The organism is Marinomonas rhizomae (assembly GCF_024397855.1).
Taxonomy (GTDB): Bacteria; Pseudomonadota; Gammaproteobacteria; order Pseudomonadales; family Marinomonadaceae; genus Marinomonas; species Marinomonas rhizomae_A.
The window spans coordinates 2,498,295-2,514,575 of record NZ_CP073343.1 but is presented as its reverse complement, the minus strand read 5'-3'; the positions used below and the strand labels follow the sequence as shown (position 1 = coordinate 2,514,575).

The window sequence follows — 16,281 nt, the reverse complement described above, 5'->3', positions numbered from 1 at the left end:
TATGAGGGTAGCGGCACTAATCGGGGCGGTTTTATTGATATTGGTGGCTGTTTTTCAGGGGAATGATTCTCCTGAAACTTGGTTTGCTATTCAGAAAATAGAGATTAAAGGTGACTTGAAATACGCCACGGAAGAAGAATTGCAGTCTGATTATTCTTCTTTGCTGGGGCAGAGTCTTTTAAGTGTTTCTTTATCTGATGCTCTAGCCACGGTTTTGTCATCGGAGTGGGTTGCAAGTGCAGAGATTCGTAAAGTTTGGCCAAATACATTGCAGGTGCTTGTTCATGAGCATACGCCTCTAGCATACTGGGGGGATGGGCAATTGATATCCACCTCTGCGGTCGTTATTACCCCACCTAAGGTGCCTAATTTGCCGCTTACTAGATTATATGGCCCTGAAGACTCAAGCGATGTTGTGCTAGAGCAATTTGGTTTAGTGAGTCAGGTGTTGGCTTCAACCTCTCTTCGTGTCTCGACACTTACTTTAGAGCCAAGAGGGGCGTGGAGTATTATTTTCACCAATGGTATAGCGGTTAAGCTTGGTAGGAATGAGATTTTAGAAAGGTTGCAGCGCTTTATAGCGGTGTATAAAAGTGATTTATCGGGTAGAATAGATCAAATAACGTCAGTCGACGCTCGCTATCCCCATGGGGTAGCTGTAGGTTGGAAAAAAAATAATTGATATTGGCCTGTTTGTTGCTTTTTTGAACAGTAACGATTTGGTTTTTGTCAAAACAACACGTAATGCCGGGAAGGTGAAATGATAGTCGGTTTGGATGTAGGCACATCGAAAGTTATCTGTTTGGTTGGCGAAGTTCTAGCTGATGGTAGTTTGGAAATTGTCGGTATTGGCTCTCATAGTTCAAAGGGTATGAAGCGTGGTGTGGTAATCAACATTGAGTCAACGGTTCAGTCAATTCAGCGTGCGGTTGAAGAGGCAGAATTAATGGCGGGGTGTAATATTCATTCTGTCTTTGTCAGTGTTGCTGGTAGCCACATTCGCAGCTTAAACTCTCATGGTATTGTTGCTGTTAAAAATGGCGAAGTGCAGCAAGAAGATATTGATCGAGTTATTGATGCGGCTCAAGCGGTGCCAATTTCTTCAGATCAACGAGTGCTTCATATATTGCCGCAGGAGTATCACATAGATTCTCAAGAAGGTATTAAAGACCCTCTTGGAATGTCTGGTGTTCGGCTTGAGGCGAATGTGCATTTGATTTCGGGTGCTGTTAACGCTGTGATGAATGTTGAGAAGTGTATTAAGCGATGTGGCCTAGGTGTTGATGGTGTCATCTTGTCCCAGCTGGCTTCTAGTGAATCGTCGCTTAGTGAAGATGAAAAAGATTTAGGTGTTTGCTTGATTGATATCGGTGCGGGAACATCTGATATTGCTGTTTGGCTTGATGGTGCATTGCATCATACCGCAGTGGTTCCTGTTGCTGGTGATCAGGTAACAAATGATATTTCGATGGCTTTACGCACGCCAACTCAGCATGCGGAAGAAATCAAAGTGAAATATGCGTGTGCCATGTCTTCTATGGCATCTGCTGATCAGGTTCTTCAAGTGCCAAGTGTTGGTGATCGTCAGCCAAGATCAATCACTCGTCATGCTTTGACGGAGGTTGTAGAGGCAAGATATGAAGAAATTTATAATTTAATTCTGGATGAATTAAGACGCAGCGGATATGCCGAGCGAATCCCTGCAGGTATTGTAATTACTGGTGGTACGTCGCTTATGGAAGGTGCGGCGGAGTTGGCTGAGAAGGTTTTTCAGATGCCAATTCGATTATCTTTACCAGATTGTACTAAAGGAATGTCTGACATTGTCGATAACCCTATATATTCAACAAGTGTTGGATTATTGGCTTATGGTAGTAAAGAGGCTGAAGTAACCGAGATCTCGAAGCGGATGATGTCTAAGACGCAAACTAAACGAGAAACATCTGTTCTGGCTCCTAAAAAAGAAATCGGGCCGTCCTTCAGTGCAACGAAGGCATGGCAGAAATTAAAACACTGGTTTCAAAGTTATATTTAGTCAGAATTGATTGTGAATTTATTGAGGAGCGATAAGCCCATGAATGTCTTTGATTTAGCCGAAGATAATTTATCAGATAATGCTGTAATTAAAGTAATCGGTGTTGGCGGCGGCGGCGGTAATGCCGTGCGTCATATGCTTGAAAACCGATTGGAAGGTGTTGAGTTTATTTGTGCTAACACTGACTCTAAAGCGCTGATAGGTTTTGAAACAGGAGTTTCTTTACAGCTTGGTTCAACCATTACTAAAGGTTTGGGTGCTGGGGCAAATCCAGAAGTGGGTAGAGATTCAGCCTTAGAAGATCAAGAGAAAATTACTCAGTTGTTGACAGGCGCTGATATGGTTTTTATCACCGCGGGTATGGGTGGTGGAACCGGTACAGGTGCCGCGCCAGTTATTGCTAAAGTGGCGCGGGAATTGGGGATTTTGACGGTAGCTGTTGTTACTAAGCCTTTTCCTTTTGAAGGTCGTCGTCGTGCAAAAGTTGCCGAGGAAGGTGTGAAGGAGCTACGCGAAAATGTCGACTCTTTGATTACTGTTCCAAATGAGCGTCTTTTGCCAGTTTTAGGTAAGAACATTTCATTACTGAAAGCGTTTGGCGAAGCAAATAATGTTTTGTTTAATGCGGTTCAGGGTATTACAGATTTGATTATGCGACCTGGTTTAATCAACGTCGACTTTGCAGATGTAAGAACGGTTATGTCTGAAATGGGTATGGCGATGATGGGTACGGGGTCTGCATCTGGCGAGGATAGAGCTAGGGTGGCTGCTGAGGCTGCAATACATAATCCTCTACTGGAAGATATTAATCTCAGAGGTGCGCGTGGCGTGCTGGTAAACATTACAGCAAACGAAGAAGTTGGTTTGTCTGAGTTTACCGAGGTTGGTGGCATTATTGAAGAATATGCATCGGAAGATGCTACTGTCGTGATTGGTTGTGCAATTGATCCTAGTGTAGGTGATGAAATGCGAGTCACGGTGGTTGCAACTGGTTTAGAGGGTCGCTCCGCAGTCGAAATGAAGTCTGCTGTTGGTGAATCTGTTGTCTCTCAACCAGTTATGGCGAAGGTTGAACAAGTTGTTGATGGCGAAAGCGCAAAAGCAACTGTGGCTCAATCTGTGCCGAAGCCTGAACAGTATGTGAAGGCGGAAGTGGTAGAGAAAAACTTGGATGAGAAAAAAGAATCTACGGATTCTGGCTCTATTTCAAGTGGCGATAAATTATCGTATTTGGACATTCCGGCATTTTTGCGTCGTCAAGCTGATTAGTTTGAGCAAAAACGATGCAATATCAAGGTGTTGGATTGTATAAAAAATGTGTAATTGATACTATTTCTCAAACAATAGTATCTAGTCATAAAAATGTAGGAATATAATGGTACGCCAACACACACTTAAAAACATTATTCGAGCAACTGGGGTGGGTTTACACTCTGGCGAGAAAGTGTATTTGACACTAAAGCCTGCGCCTGTGAATACAGGTATTGTTTTTGTTCGTACAGACTTGGATCCAGTCGTAGAGATTCATGGTGATGCGCGAGCTGTAGGTTCAACAAATTTTGCTACTGCTTTATGTCGGGGTGATGTGAAGGTAAGTACTGTAGAGCATTTGTTGTCTGCAATGGCTGGTTTGGGTGTAGATAATGCTTACGTAGAAGTAAGTGCTAGTGAAATTCCTCTTATGGATGGAAGTGCTAGTCCTTTTGTGTTTCTTCTGCAATCGGCAGGGCTAGAGGCTCAAAATGCTCCAAAAAGATTTATTCGAGTGAAGAAACCCATACGAGTAGATGAAGGTGATAAATACGCATCTCTTGAACCTCACTCTGGTTTTCGCTTGTCTTTCACTATTGACTTTCAACATCCGGCTATTGGCGAAGATGTTCAAAGTACATCATTTGATTTTTCAACGACCACTTTTGTTAAAGAAATTAGTCGTGCGAGAACATTTGGTTTTATGAAAGATCTTGAATACTTTAAAAACAATAACCTTGCTCGTGGTGCAAACATGGAGAATGCCATCGTACTTGATGACTACCGTGTGCTAAATGATGAAGGTCTACGTTACCGTGATGAATTGGTTCGTCATAAAGTATTGGATGCGATTGGTGATTTATATCTTCTAGGTCATAGCTTGATTGGTGAGTATAAAGCTTACAAATCTGGCCATGCTTTGAATAATAAGTTATTGCTTGCTTTGCTTGAACATCAAGATGCTTGGGAATATGTTGTTTTCGAAGATGACGCGCAAACGACTCCAATTTCTTATGTGGAGCCTGCTTTTGTCGGTGCTTAGTAAGTGATTATTTCTTGATCGCATTTTAAAAAACCAGACTATATGTCTGGTTTTTTTGTATTTAGGTCCTTGATATTTCATGTTTTGTCACACATTACCATGATAGACTGTCCTTATTACTAATTGGCTACGATGAGTTCAAGATGTTAGGAACCGTAATTAAAAAAATTGTCGGCACAAAGAATGACCGAGAAGTTAAACGATATAGAAAAGTCGTTGCACAAATAAACCAACTTGAAGAATCTTTTCACAAATTATCAGATGATGATTTGTCGGGTAAAACTGGTGAGTTTCGTGATCGTCTCGCAAACGGTGCGTCACTAGAATCTATTCTGCCTGAGGCTTTTGCTGTTGTCCGCGAGGGTAGTAGTCGAGTGATGGGAATGCGTCATTTTGATGTGCAGCTCATTGGTGGCATGGTTCTAAATGAAGGTAAGATCGCTGAAATGCGTACAGGTGAAGGTAAAACGCTTGTAGCAACCTTAGCAGTTTACTTAAACGCTTTGTCATCTAAAGGCGTACATGTTGTGACTGTGAACGACTATCTGGCTAAGCGTGATGCTAACTGGATGCGTCCTTTATATGAATTTTTAGACATGAGTGTTGGAGTTGTTTTTTCTGGTCAAGATCGTGACGAGAAGAAAGCGGCATACTTGTGTGATATTACCTACGGTACAAATAACGAATTTGGTTTCGATTACCTCCGCGATAATATGGTATTCCGTTTGGAAGACCGTGTTCAACGTGATCTTAACTTCTCAGTCGTTGATGAAGTGGACTCCATCTTGATTGATGAGGCTAGAACGCCTCTGATTATCTCTGGTGCCGTTGAGGACAGTTCTGAGCAATACCGTAAGATCAACAATTTGGCTCCTTTGTTGGTGAAGCAAGAAGAGACTGAAGATGAAGAGCCAAGTGGTCATTATGTCTTTGATGAATCGCAACGCAGTATTGAGTTAACAGAAGAAGGCCATTCTTTTGTTGAAAATTGGCTAGTAGAGCAAGAATTGTTGGGAGAAGGTGAGAGCCTATATGCGGCTGGGAACCTTTCTTTATTGCATCATGTTCATGCTTGTTTGAAAGCACACGTCATTTTCAAAAAGAACGTTGATTATGTGGTCCAGGGCGATCAAATCGTCATTGTTGATGAGCATACAGGTCGAACGATGGCTGGTCGACGTTGGTCTGAGGGGATTCATCAGGCTGTAGAGGCTAAAGAAGGTGTCACTATTCAAGCCGAAAGTCAGACTTTGGCATCCACCACTTTCCAAAATTATTTCCGTTTGTACGACAAACTGTCTGGTATGACAGGTACGGCTGATACTGAAGCGTTTGAGTTTCAGCAGATATACGGCTTATCCGTTATTGTGATCCCTACAAACCGTCAGGTTCAGCGTAAAGACTTCAATGACTTGATTTATATGTCTACTGAAGACAAATTCGAAGCCATTGTATTGGATATTGAAGAGATCGTTAAGCAAGGCCGTCCTGTGTTGGTTGGTACGGCGTCTATTGAGTACTCTGAGCTTTTATCTAATTATCTACTTAAGAAAAATGTTAAGCATAATGTTCTTAATGCTAAGCAGCACGAGCGTGAAGCTGAAATTGTTGCCGATGCAGGTCGTCCAGGAGCAGTGACTATTGCGACTAATATGGCAGGTCGTGGTACGGATATTGTGCTCGGAGGTAACTTGCAAGTTGAGTTAGCTCAGCTAGGTGAGAGCGCTAGTCAAGAGGCTATTGATGCGCTGAAAGCGGATTGGAAATCTCGTAATGAGTCTGTGTTGGCGGCAGGTGGCTTGCATATTATTGGTACTGAGCGCCATGAATCTCGCCGTATTGATAACCAGTTGCGAGGCCGTGCTGGTCGTCAGGGTGATGTTGGTTCTTCGCGTTTCTACTTGTCTCTAGAAGATAATTTAATGCGCATCTTTATGTCTGATCGTATCAAGAAAATGATGATGGCGCTTGGAATGGAGAAGGGTGAGGCCATTGAGCATAAAATGGTTTCAAACGCGATTGAAAAGGCTCAGCGTAAAGTAGAAGGTCGTAACTTCGATATTCGTAAGCAGTTGCTAGAATACGATGATGTGGCAAATGATCAGCGCCAAGTAATTTATCGTCAGCGTTTTGACATGATGGTGTCTGAAGATCTTTCTGAAGCTATTTCCGCAATGCGAGAAGAAGTTGTTACTGGTCTGATTGATGAATTTATTCCACCGCAAAGCATCTTCGATATGTGGGACCTTGAGGGATTGGAAGAGAAGGCGCGTAATGAATTTGGTTTAGAGCTTCCAGTTGCAAAATGGGTTGAAGAAGATAAGAAATTATATGAAGAGCCTTTGCGTCAGAAGATTCTGGATGCCTTTGTAAGTGACTATAAAGCAAAAGAAGATATTGCTGGCGAGCAGCCTTTTCGGTCTTTTGAGAAGCAGGTGTTGTTGCAGGTCCTTGACACCTTATGGAAAGAGCATCTTCAGACTATGGATATGCTTAGACAAGGTATTCACTTGCGAGGTTACGCTCAGAAAAACCCTAAGCAAGAATATAAACGTGAATCGTTTGAGTTGTTCCAAGGGCTGCTAGAGCAAATTAAATACGAAGTGATTCAAATTATTACTCGTGTGAAAGTTCAGTCTGCTGAAGAAGCTGAGAAGATTGAAGAGGCTCGTAAAAAGCAAGAAGAAAAAACAACCGTTAACATGATTCACGATTCTCTGAACTCTTTAGCTGAAGGGGATTCGGGCTCTGCTGATGCTCAAGAGTATCCTAAAGTAGGTCGTAATGAGCCGTGTCCGTGTGGTTCAGGTAAAAAATACAAACAGTGTCACGGTAGTCTTATTTAATTGGAGAAAGCTTAAATGGCTGTAGGGTTGCATGATTTTCCTCATATTCCTGAAATAAAAGGAATTAGAATTGGTGTCGCAGAAGCTGGCATTAAAAAGCCCAACAAAAAAGATGTTGTGATTTTTGAGTTATGCGAAGGTGCCTCTGTTGCTGGGGTTTTTACTCAAAATGCTTTTTGCGCTGCTCCTGTGCGTATTTGTCAGAAACATTTAGGTTTGTCTGGCAGCCGCTATTTGTTAATCAATACAGGTAATGCGAACGCAGGCACGGGGAAATCAGGGCTGGATACTGCTTTAAAGACTTGTGAGGTTTTGGCCCACGAGACTAACGTGAGTGTTGAATCTATTTTGCCTTTTTCAACAGGTGTCATTGGCGAGCCATTGCCGGTAGCTAAAATTGTTGCGGCTATTCCTCAGGCACTTGCGAATTTATCTGCTGATAACTGGCGCTCTGCGGGTGTTGGTATTATGACCACCGACACTTTGCCTAAGGGTTCGGTTCGTACTTTCGAGTTTGATGGTCAAAGCTTTTCCATTGCGGGTATATCAAAAGGTGCCGGCATGATCCGTCCTAACATGGCGACCATGTTGGGTTATGTTTGCAGTGATATCGCAATGGATGTTGATGTTCTTCACGCGATATTGAAGGACGTGGTTAATAAAAGCTTTAACCGAATTACTGTTGATAGCGATACTTCTACCAATGATTCCTGTGTGGCTGTTGCAACAGGTATGGCTGGTAATGCTAAAGTCACTTCTGTAAATGAGCCATTGGCACAAGCCTTTATTGTTGCCTTTACTGAGGTTATGCAGGAGTTGGCTCATGCCATTGTTCGCGATGGAGAGGGGGCGACTAAATTCGTTACCGTAGAGGTTGTTGGTGCTGCTGTTGAGTCTGATGCGACGAAAGTTGCATTTGAAATTGCACATTCGCCTCTCGTTAAAACGGCGCTATTTGCTTCTGACCCTAATTGGGGGCGAATTTTGGCGGTAGTTGGTCGTGCTGGCGTTGATGGTTTAGATGTTGATCGTGTTCAGCTTCACATCAACGGTTTTGAAGTGGCTCGTGATGGTGGTCGATCTCCAGATTATTTGGAAGAGCATGGCAAGCAGGCAATGGCACCTGAAGAAATACATATAGTGCTCGACTTAGGTATGGGATCTGAATCTGATACTGTTTGGACGACGGATTTTTCTCACGAATATGTGACTATTAATGCAGAGTACCGCACCTAATGTTAGTTAGAGTGGCTGTTGGTGTCATCCTTCGTGCTGATACGGTTTTTATTGCTCTACGTAACTCCAGTCAACATCAAGGTGGTTTGTGGGAGTTTCCTGGAGGTAAGTGTGAGCCTTCCGAGTCGGCTGAGACTGCTTTGGTGCGAGAGTTAAAAGAGGAGTGTGGTATTGTTGTCACGGAGTGCTCTTTTTTTAAAACCATTGCCCATGATTATGGAGATAAGCAAGTTGAGCTTTGTTTCTATAAGGTCACGGCTTTTGATGGTGAGCCAGAAGGAAGAGAGGGGCAGCAAGTGAGTTGGGTGGCTATTTCTGATTTATCGGCCTACCAGTTCCCAGAAGCTAATCAGAAAATCGTATCGGATTTAATGAGCATGGTCTAACACTGATTGTCTTGATTTATCTGCAAAAAAAAGAGCTTAGGCTCTTTTTTTTGCTTTCGTGAAAGTGTTCAGGAGTACTAATTTAATATTTGGGCGAGCAGTTTTCGTACCACGCTTGGTTCAAAAGGTTTCCCGCAGATCGCGTCAACGCCCTCTTGAGCTATATTTGACAATTGGCTGTCTTCCGAGTTTGAACTTACCATTAGTATTGGTATATGAGCCAGGGCGGGATCCTTTCGAACGGCATCGGTTAGCTCTTTGCCATCCATTTCAGGCATATTGTAATCAGTGACAATAAGGTCAAATTCCATTTCGTTAAGAAGGGCGATAGCTTCTTTGCCATTCTCTGCAAATTCTATTTCTTCAATGCCCATGGTGTTGAGTGTTTTGCTGACATGTTTTCGTGCCATGCGGCTATCATCAGTAACTAATACTCTCAGGGTTTTGGGGTCAAATAGCTCAAGGTCAATTTCTTCTTCAACAATTAGGTCTAAGGTGGCGTGAATGGCTCGGGTTAGATCTCTTTGGTTGAATGGTTTAGGGAGAATGGCGAGTACCCCAGATTGTCTTAAATGTTCTAGGTGGTCTCTGTTTCTTTCACTTGAGATCAACATAAAGCACTGGTTTTCAGAGTCTTTGTTTGTTCTGATGCGGTCAATGAGGTCATTGGCTGAGCCGTCAGGAAGGTACATTGAAGATATAACTAGATCGGGAGGGAAAGAGGCTAATGATTTTATGGTTTCTTCGATGCTATTGGCATACTCTATTTGTTTGATGCCAGCGTCTTCCAGCGCTTTTGTTATTACTTTCTTTTGCATGTCTGAAGGTTCGACCAGTAAAAAAGAAAGATCGCTTATCGCCGCATAAGTACTCATATTGTAAGGCCGCCTATATTTTAATGTTTATACTGCTTTTTACCGAGAATATTTTAAGGATAATGATTGCATCTAGTTAATTCCTTTATAATAAATAGGTTAACATGTTTTATCTAGTTTATTTGAATGGTTGGGGTGTGAATGTCGACAGCGAGTGCGTGTCATATTTTGGTTAAGACGAAAGCGGAAGCTGAATCTTTAAAGTTGAAGCTGGATAAAGGGGCTGACTTTCATAAATTGGCTAAGCAGTTTTCTACCTGCCCGTCAGGAAAAAAGGGGGGTGACCTTGGCGAGTTTCGTAAGGGGGATATGGTGCCAGCGTTTGATAAGGCTGTTTTTGGTGGGCCTTTGTATAAAATACAAGGGCCAATTAAAACGCAATTTGGTTTTCACCTTATAAAAGTATTGTATCGTTCTTAAGTTGATTGAAGAGAGGAAATCATGACTAATGTTATTCAGCTTGATGAGTCTTATTTTGTGGCGCCACAATTAATTGAGGCGGATCTTGCTATGCTTAAATCACAGGGTTTTGAGCGAATTATTAATAATCGCCCTGATGCTGAGTCTGATGATCAGCCGTCTGGGCAAAGTATTCGTGCTGCAGCTGAGTTGTTAGGAATGGAGTATGTTAGTAATCCAATGGATCTATCTTCATTATCTGAAGAGCATGTAGATCTTCAGGGAGGGGCTTTGCTTGATGATAAGAAAACGCTGGCTTTTTGTCGTACGGGTACTCGATCCTCTGTGTTGTGGTTGTTGTTAGAAAATGGGAAGGGGGCTGATTCTACAGATCTGATGTCTTTTGTATCAGGTAAAGGGTTTGATCTTACTCGTTGTACCGCAGCAATGTCCCCTTTGTTAAAGGCATAGAGGCGATTTGGTTTCTTATATAAAAGTAGCATTGGTAAATTATGGTTAGTCGTCCATCACTAGAAACTGCAACTGCATCAGATCCAGATCAGTTTGTCGAGCCGTTAGAGCTTGGTAAGCGTGTGAAAGAAATTCGTTTGGCAAAAGGCTGGACGCTTGAAGAGGTTGGCAAAAGAACGGGCATTGCTCGGTCAACGTTATCGAAAATTGAGAATGATCAAGTATCGCCTAGTTTCACTATTGTGCAAAAACTGATTAATGGTCTGGAGATGGACTTGCCGCAACTTTTTGTTGAGGCGAGTGAGCATTCTATTGCAGGGCGTCGTGATGTAACCCGCAAAGGTAAAGGTGAGCCGCACCCTACGGCTACCTATGAGCATGAGCTGCTAAATTACTCCATCAGTCGAAAAAAAATGGTGCCTTTTAAAACGACGGTTAGGGCTCGATCTTTTGCAGAGTTTAAGGAGTGGGTTCGCCATGATGGAGAAGAGTTTCTATTAGTTTTACGAGGTAAAATTAATTTTTTCTCTGAGCTCTATGAACCGATTGAATTAAAAGAAGGCGACAGTGTGTATTATGATGCCACTATGGGGCATGCGGTGGTTTCCCTGTCGGAGAGAGATGCTGAGATCCTCTGGGTTGTTGCCCGTTAATATCATCAAAAAATAATGAAAGAATAAGGTTGTAGAAAATTATGTCACAATGGAACTTAACAAGTTGGAGAGGTAAAACAGCTCTTCAGCAGCCTGCTTACCCAGATGCGGAGCATTTGGCTCAGGTTGAAAATACATTGGGAAAAATGCCTCCTCTTGTTTTTGCGGGTGAGGCGCGTCAACTTAAAAAAGCCTTAGCGCAAGTGGCTAATCGTCAGTCATTTTTGCTGCAAGGTGGTGACTGTGCTGAAAGTTTTGCTGAATTTCACGCTAATAATATTCGTGATACGTTTAAAGTTATGCTGCAAATGGCAGTTGTGCTGACTTATGCAGGCAAATGTCCTGTCGTAAAAGTTGGCCGTATGGCTGGTCAGTTTGCAAAGCCGAGATCGGCTGATACTGAGACAATTGGCGGTATTGAATTGCCTAGCTATCGCGGTGACATTATTAATGGTATTGATTTCACTGAGCAGGCAAGAGTTCCAGACCCTGAGCGATTGGTTCAGGTTTATAATCAAAGTGCGTCAAGCATGAACTTGCTTCGAGCTTTTGCTCAAGGTGGCTTTGCGGATTTACATCAAGTACACCAATGGAATTTAGACTTTTTGAATGCCAGCCCAGCAGGTGGTCGTTTCCAAGGGGTGGCTGATAAAATAGATGATGCGCTTCAGTTTATGGAGGCATGTGGTATTGGTCCTGGTTTAGCTCAGTTAAAAGAAACAGAATTTTATACTTCCCATGAGGCGTTGTTGTTGCCTTATGAGCAAGCGTTAACTCGTAAAGATAGCTTGACGGGTGAATGGTACGATTGTTCTGCGCACATGTTGTGGATCGGAGATCGTACTCGTCAACTGGATGGTGCGCATGTGGAGTTTTTACGTGGTGTGCAAAACCCAATTGGTGTGAAAGCTGGTCCGTCAATGGATCCAGAAGATTTGTTAAGGCTGTGTGATGTCTTAAACCCAAATAATGAAGCGGGTCGTTTGAATATAATTGTTCGAATGGGTGCGGATAAGGTTGAAGATGGTATGCCTAAGTTGATTCAAGCTATTCAACGCGAAGGTAAAAATGTTGTATGGAGTAGCGATCCAATGCACGGTAATACTGTTAAGGCTTCTACTGGCTATAAAACACGTCGTGTAGATGATGTACTAAAAGAGGTTCAGCAATTTTTCCAAGTGCACAGTGCTGAGGGTAGTTATGCTGGCGGTGTTCACTTTGAGATGACGGGTCAGAACGTAACGGAATGTGTTGGTGGTGCTTTTGAAGTAACAGAAGCTGATTTGGCAGATCGATACCATACTCATTGCGACCCGCGTCTAAATGCGGACCAGTCTTTAGAGTTGGCGTTTATGATTTCGGAAACGCTTAAAAAGGCGAGATCTTAGCTTTCTGTTTGCTTATCTATTTGGATGGGCGGTATTTGGTTAATAAAAAAGCTCAGTTAGATTAATAACTGAGCTTTTTTTGTGTCTCATTTTTTGAGCTTAGCTTTTTCGACGGCGGAACGCTGATGTAGCAGATTTTGATGTTACATCAATTTTTGCCATGATGAGGGCCATTTCATCTGCTTCAGCTTGTTGCTGTGATTTTAGCTTTTCTTCTCGCTCTTTTTTTGAAGCTTTTTCAGCTTCGCTGAGCATTTTCTGTATGCTGGCTTTGCTTTTGGTTCGGGTTGGTGCTTTTTTCTTTTCCGATTCTTTAGCAATAGCTGCACCACTTAGTCTTTCTTCTCCGATAAGCTCTCCGAAGAAGGACTTGGCAGTTGGTGTTGGTTCAATTGTTTTTTTTGGAAGCTCGACAGTTTTTTTTGTGGCCGCTTTTCTTGTTTTTTTCGGCTGTTCTGCAGTCGATACACCATTGGCATCAAACAGAGCTTTTTTACCAAAGCTTAAGCTTGTAGCTTTTTCTGCGGATTGAGCAATTTTATAACCGCGTAAACTTTCGCCGTTATAAATAGAGATGTAGTCCGTTTCTAGCTCATAAAGCTCTTCTTTGTCGCTTGTTTCAAATAGTTCTTCAACTGTGAAAGCTTCAACGCCATTCTCCCTAATGTCGTTGTATAAAGGAAAGTCTAAACCTTCGCTAGTTGCTTCCACGTATTGTTCAAAACGCTGAAAGCCACTATTGAAAGACGTTCCAATGTAGTGTTTGCCGGAGATGTTATTTGTGATTTTAAAAACGACCAAAATCGCTGCCTCTTACGTAATATCTTTTTAATAGCACATAAACCCCATTCACCTGAGGTAACCCAAAGGTGAATGGGGTTTATAAGAAATAGGGTTAGTGTTTTACGACGATGTTAAGACCGTCACGCACGTTCAGATGAACGTTTTCAACTCGATTGTCTTGCGCGATTAGGCGGTTGACTTGGTTGACAGCGAAATCGCTGTTTTCTTTTGGGTCTAGTACTCGTCCTTGCCATAGGGAGTTATCGATAATGATAAGTCCACCTGATCTCACAAGCGGTATTACTGCTTCGTAATAATTAAGGTAGTTGCGTTTATCTGCATCGATAAAGACAAGGTCAAATTGCCCGTCAAGGGATTTGATGGTGTCGAGGGCTGGGCCAAAAATCGCTTTGATTTTCTTACCGTGTTCGCTACGATCAAAAAAAGTTTGAGCAAATTCAATCGCTCGAGGGTTCGTTTCACAGCAAATAAGCTCACCATCTGAAGGCATGCCTTCTGCGATGGATAAAGCGGAATAGCCAGTAAACATGCCAATTTCAAGAGCACGCTTTGGCTGAGCTATTTTTGTTAATAGCTTCAGTGTGCGGCCAATGGTTTTTCCTGATAACTTATTCGGGTAGCCCATATCTGAGTAGGTTTTTTCAACCAGCTCAATTAAAAGCTCAGGTTCTGATTGAGTAGTCTCAATGCAGTAGTCGTCAAGATTATTGAGATCCATAGTACCTTTTAATAAATGAAGTCTGTGTGAAACGGATGCTAATTTTACTCTGCGTGCAGAGAATGTCTATGGCTTAATGATAGAAAAAAGGCTTGATTTTTGTTGATGGCCGCTACATGCAGAAAAAAAGGGTATTTAAATTAGATTCGCATGAATAATAGAAAAATGATAATTTATGCGCTGAAATTTACATGTGCTCTTTGGTATGGAGCACCACTGACTCCGATAGGGGAATAAAATGCCTGTAATTACTTTGCCTGATGGCAGCCAACGTTCTTTCTCAAACCCAGTAACTGTTATGCAAGTCGCCGAGGATATTGGTCCTGGTTTAGCAAAAGCAACAGTGGCGGGTCGCATAGATGGTCAACTTGTTGATGCGTGCGAACTTATTTCTGATGACGCCAAGTTGAGCATCATTACGGGTAAAGACCCTGAAGGTGTAGAGATTATTCGACACTCGTTTGCTCACCTAGTTGGGCATGCGGTTAAGCAGTTGTATCCGACAGCCGAAATGGCAATCGGTCCTGTTATTGATGAAGGTTTTTATTACGACATTTCATATGAGCGTCCTTTTACACCGGATGATTTAGTGGCAATCGAGAAGCGCATGGGTGAATTGGTTAAAGCCGATTACGATGTCGTGAAAAAAATGACGCCTATTGCTGATGCTCGTCAACAGTTTGTTGATCGTGGTGAATCTTATAAAGTCGCCTTGATTGATGATATGGATGAGTCAGTCAAAGAGGTTGGGTTGTACAATCATGAAGAATACATGGATATGTGTCGTGGTCCTCACGTGCCAAACACTCGTGTATTGCGTCATTTCAAATTAATGAAGTTGGCCGGCGCTTATTGGCGTGGCGACTCCAATAATGAAATGTTGCAGCGAATTTATGGTACCGCTTGGAACGACAAGAAAGAATTGAAAGGCTACTTAACGCGAATCGAAGAGGCTGAAAAACGCGATCATCGTAAGTTGGGTAAGAAATTAGACCTTTTCCATGTGCAGGAAGAAGCGCCTGGTATGGTGTTTTGGCATCCTAAAGGTTGGAGATTGTATCAAGCTGTTGAGCAATATATGCGTCAGAAGCAGATTGATAACAACTATCAAGAGGTGAAAACACCTCAGATCGTTGACCGCGTGCTTTGGGAAAAGTCAGGGCATTGGGGTAAGTATCACGAGAATATGTTTACAACACATTCTGAGAATCGTGATTATGCTGTTAAGCCGATGAACTGCCCATGTCATATTCAGGTTTATAATCAAGGTCTGAAAAGTTACCGTGATCTGCCATTTCGCATGGCCGAATTTGGTTCCTGTCACCGTAACGAGCCTTCAGGTGCATTGCATGGCATTATGCGTGTACGTAACTTCGTTCAGGATGATGGCCATATCTTTGTAACAGAAGGTCAAATTCAGTCGGAAGTGTCTGAGTTCATCGATTTGTTGCATGAAGTTTATGCTGACTTCGGCTTCGATAATATCGTATATCGCTTATCGACTCGTCCTGAGCAACGTGTTGGTTCTGATGAAGTTTGGGATAAAGCTGAAAAAGCGCTGTCCGAAGCATTGGATTCTGCAGGGCTTGATTGGGAAGAGTTGCCAGGTGAAGGTGCCTTTTATGGGCCTAAAATAGAGTTTTCTCTGAAAGATGCCATTGGCCGAGTGTGGCAGTGTGGTACAATTCAGGTTGATTTCTCGATGCCAACTCGCTTGGGAGCGCAGTACGTATCGGAAGATGGCTCTCGTCAAACACCAGTTATGTTGCATCGTGCGATTGTTGGATCGCTTGAGCGTTTCATTGGTATTTTGATCGAAGATACAGAAGGTGCCTTTCCGGTCTGGCTTGCGCCTGAACAAGTTGTTATCATGAACATTACTGATCGCCAAGCAGACTATTGTGCTGATTTGGAAAAAAGATTGAATTCAAATGGCTTTAGAGCAAAACTTGACTTGAGAAACGAGAAGATCGGGTTTAAAATCCGCGAGCATACTCTACAACGAGTGCCGTACATGATCGTCGTCGGTGATAAAGAAGTTGAGCAACAGCAGGTTGCTGTTCGAACTCGTACCGGTGATGACCTTGGAGTGATGAGTATTTCCGATTTTGAAGACTTGCTTCAAAAAGAAGTTGCTCGCCGTAGCCGTAAACAAGAAATGGAGATAGTACTATAAA

At 42.6% G+C, this 16,281-nt stretch carries 15 protein-coding genes; 12 read left to right on the top strand and 3 right to left on the bottom strand.

All coding sequences use genetic code 11. The features are described from left to right. Position 1: 1 nt before the first annotated feature. From KDW99_RS11955 to mutT, 7 genes are all read left to right on the top strand, one after another. The gene (locus tag KDW99_RS11955) at positions 2-682 is read left to right on the top strand and encodes a cell division protein FtsQ/DivIB (RefSeq protein ID WP_255825005.1); all 681 of its coding nucleotides are present in this window, start codon (positions 2-4) and stop codon (positions 680-682) included. A gap of 78 nt (positions 683-760) precedes the next feature. After that, complete coding sequence (gene ftsA, locus KDW99_RS11950) at positions 761-2,035, top strand: cell division protein FtsA (RefSeq protein WP_255825004.1); 1,275 nt, start codon at positions 761-763, stop codon at positions 2,033-2,035. Between the two features lie 39 nt (positions 2,036-2,074). Further along, positions 2,075-3,304 carry a cell division protein FtsZ gene (gene ftsZ, locus KDW99_RS11945; protein ID WP_255825002.1) on the top strand — a complete coding sequence of 410 codons (1,230 nt, stop codon included), beginning with the start codon at positions 2,075-2,077 and terminating at the stop codon, positions 3,302-3,304. Between the two features lie 106 nt (positions 3,305-3,410). Then, on the top strand, positions 3,411-4,328 hold the full coding sequence (gene lpxC, locus KDW99_RS11940) for a UDP-3-O-acyl-N-acetylglucosamine deacetylase (RefSeq protein WP_255825001.1): 918 nt from the start codon (positions 3,411-3,413) through the stop codon (positions 4,326-4,328). 143 nt (positions 4,329-4,471) lie between these two features. Continuing rightward, positions 4,472-7,174, top strand: a complete 2,703-nt coding sequence (gene secA, locus KDW99_RS11935; protein ID WP_255825000.1) for a preprotein translocase subunit SecA — start codon at positions 4,472-4,474, stop codon at positions 7,172-7,174. A gap of 15 nt (positions 7,175-7,189) precedes the next feature. After that, the gene (gene argJ / locus KDW99_RS11930; RefSeq protein WP_255824998.1) at positions 7,190-8,410 is read left to right on the top strand and encodes a bifunctional glutamate N-acetyltransferase/amino-acid acetyltransferase ArgJ; all 1,221 of its coding nucleotides are present in this window, start codon (positions 7,190-7,192) and stop codon (positions 8,408-8,410) included. Then, positions 8,410-8,796, top strand: a complete 387-nt coding sequence (mutT, locus tag KDW99_RS11925) for an 8-oxo-dGTP diphosphatase MutT (protein WP_255824996.1) — start codon at positions 8,410-8,412, stop codon at positions 8,794-8,796. The genes argJ and mutT overlap by 1 nt, the downstream gene beginning before the upstream one ends. Positions 8,797-8,873: 77 nt before the next feature. Here the strand turns inward: mutT and KDW99_RS11920 are convergent, their stop codons facing one another. Then, the gene (locus tag KDW99_RS11920; RefSeq protein ID WP_255824995.1) at positions 8,874-9,671 is read right to left on the bottom strand and encodes a response regulator transcription factor; all 798 of its coding nucleotides are present in this window, start codon (positions 9,669-9,671) and stop codon (positions 8,874-8,876) included. Positions 9,672-9,812: 141 nt separating this feature from the next. Between KDW99_RS11920 and ppiC the strand changes: the two genes are divergently transcribed. The 4 genes from ppiC to KDW99_RS11900 are packed head-to-tail and all read left to right on the top strand — an operon-like array spanning position 9,813 to position 12,582. Continuing rightward, entirely contained in the window at positions 9,813-10,091 is a 279-nt protein-coding gene (gene ppiC / locus KDW99_RS11915) for a peptidylprolyl isomerase PpiC (protein ID WP_072840589.1), read from the top strand. 21 nt (positions 10,092-10,112) lie between these two features. Beyond that, a complete protein-coding gene (locus KDW99_RS11910) occupies positions 10,113-10,541 on the top strand; it encodes a TIGR01244 family sulfur transferase (RefSeq protein ID WP_255824994.1) in 429 nt (142 codons plus the stop codon). 41 nt (positions 10,542-10,582) lie between these two features. Next, complete coding sequence (locus tag KDW99_RS11905; protein ID WP_255824993.1) at positions 10,583-11,194, top strand: helix-turn-helix domain-containing protein; 612 nt, start codon at positions 10,583-10,585, stop codon at positions 11,192-11,194. A gap of 41 nt (positions 11,195-11,235) precedes the next feature. Continuing rightward, positions 11,236-12,582, top strand: a complete 1,347-nt coding sequence (locus KDW99_RS11900; RefSeq protein WP_255824992.1) for a class II 3-deoxy-7-phosphoheptulonate synthase — start codon at positions 11,236-11,238, stop codon at positions 12,580-12,582. A 99-nt stretch (positions 12,583-12,681) separates the two neighbouring features. On the opposite strand, the gene KDW99_RS11895 is transcribed toward KDW99_RS11900, so the two are convergent. Together KDW99_RS11895 and KDW99_RS11890 are read right to left on the bottom strand one after the other, a co-directional pair. Then, positions 12,682-13,383, bottom strand: a complete 702-nt coding sequence (locus KDW99_RS11895; protein WP_255824991.1) for a GIY-YIG nuclease family protein — start codon at positions 13,381-13,383, stop codon at positions 12,682-12,684. Positions 13,384-13,477: 94 nt separating this feature from the next. Beyond that, positions 13,478-14,104: an O-methyltransferase gene (locus KDW99_RS11890; RefSeq protein ID WP_255824990.1), complete on the bottom strand. Its 627-nt coding sequence runs from the start codon at positions 14,102-14,104 to the stop codon at positions 13,478-13,480. Positions 14,105-14,342: 238 nt separating this feature from the next. Here KDW99_RS11890 and thrS point away from each other — a divergent pair, with 238 nt between their 5' ends. Then, positions 14,343-16,280, top strand: a complete 1,938-nt coding sequence (thrS, locus tag KDW99_RS11885; RefSeq protein WP_255824988.1) for a threonine--tRNA ligase — start codon at positions 14,343-14,345, stop codon at positions 16,278-16,280. Position 16,281: the final 1 nt, after the last annotated feature.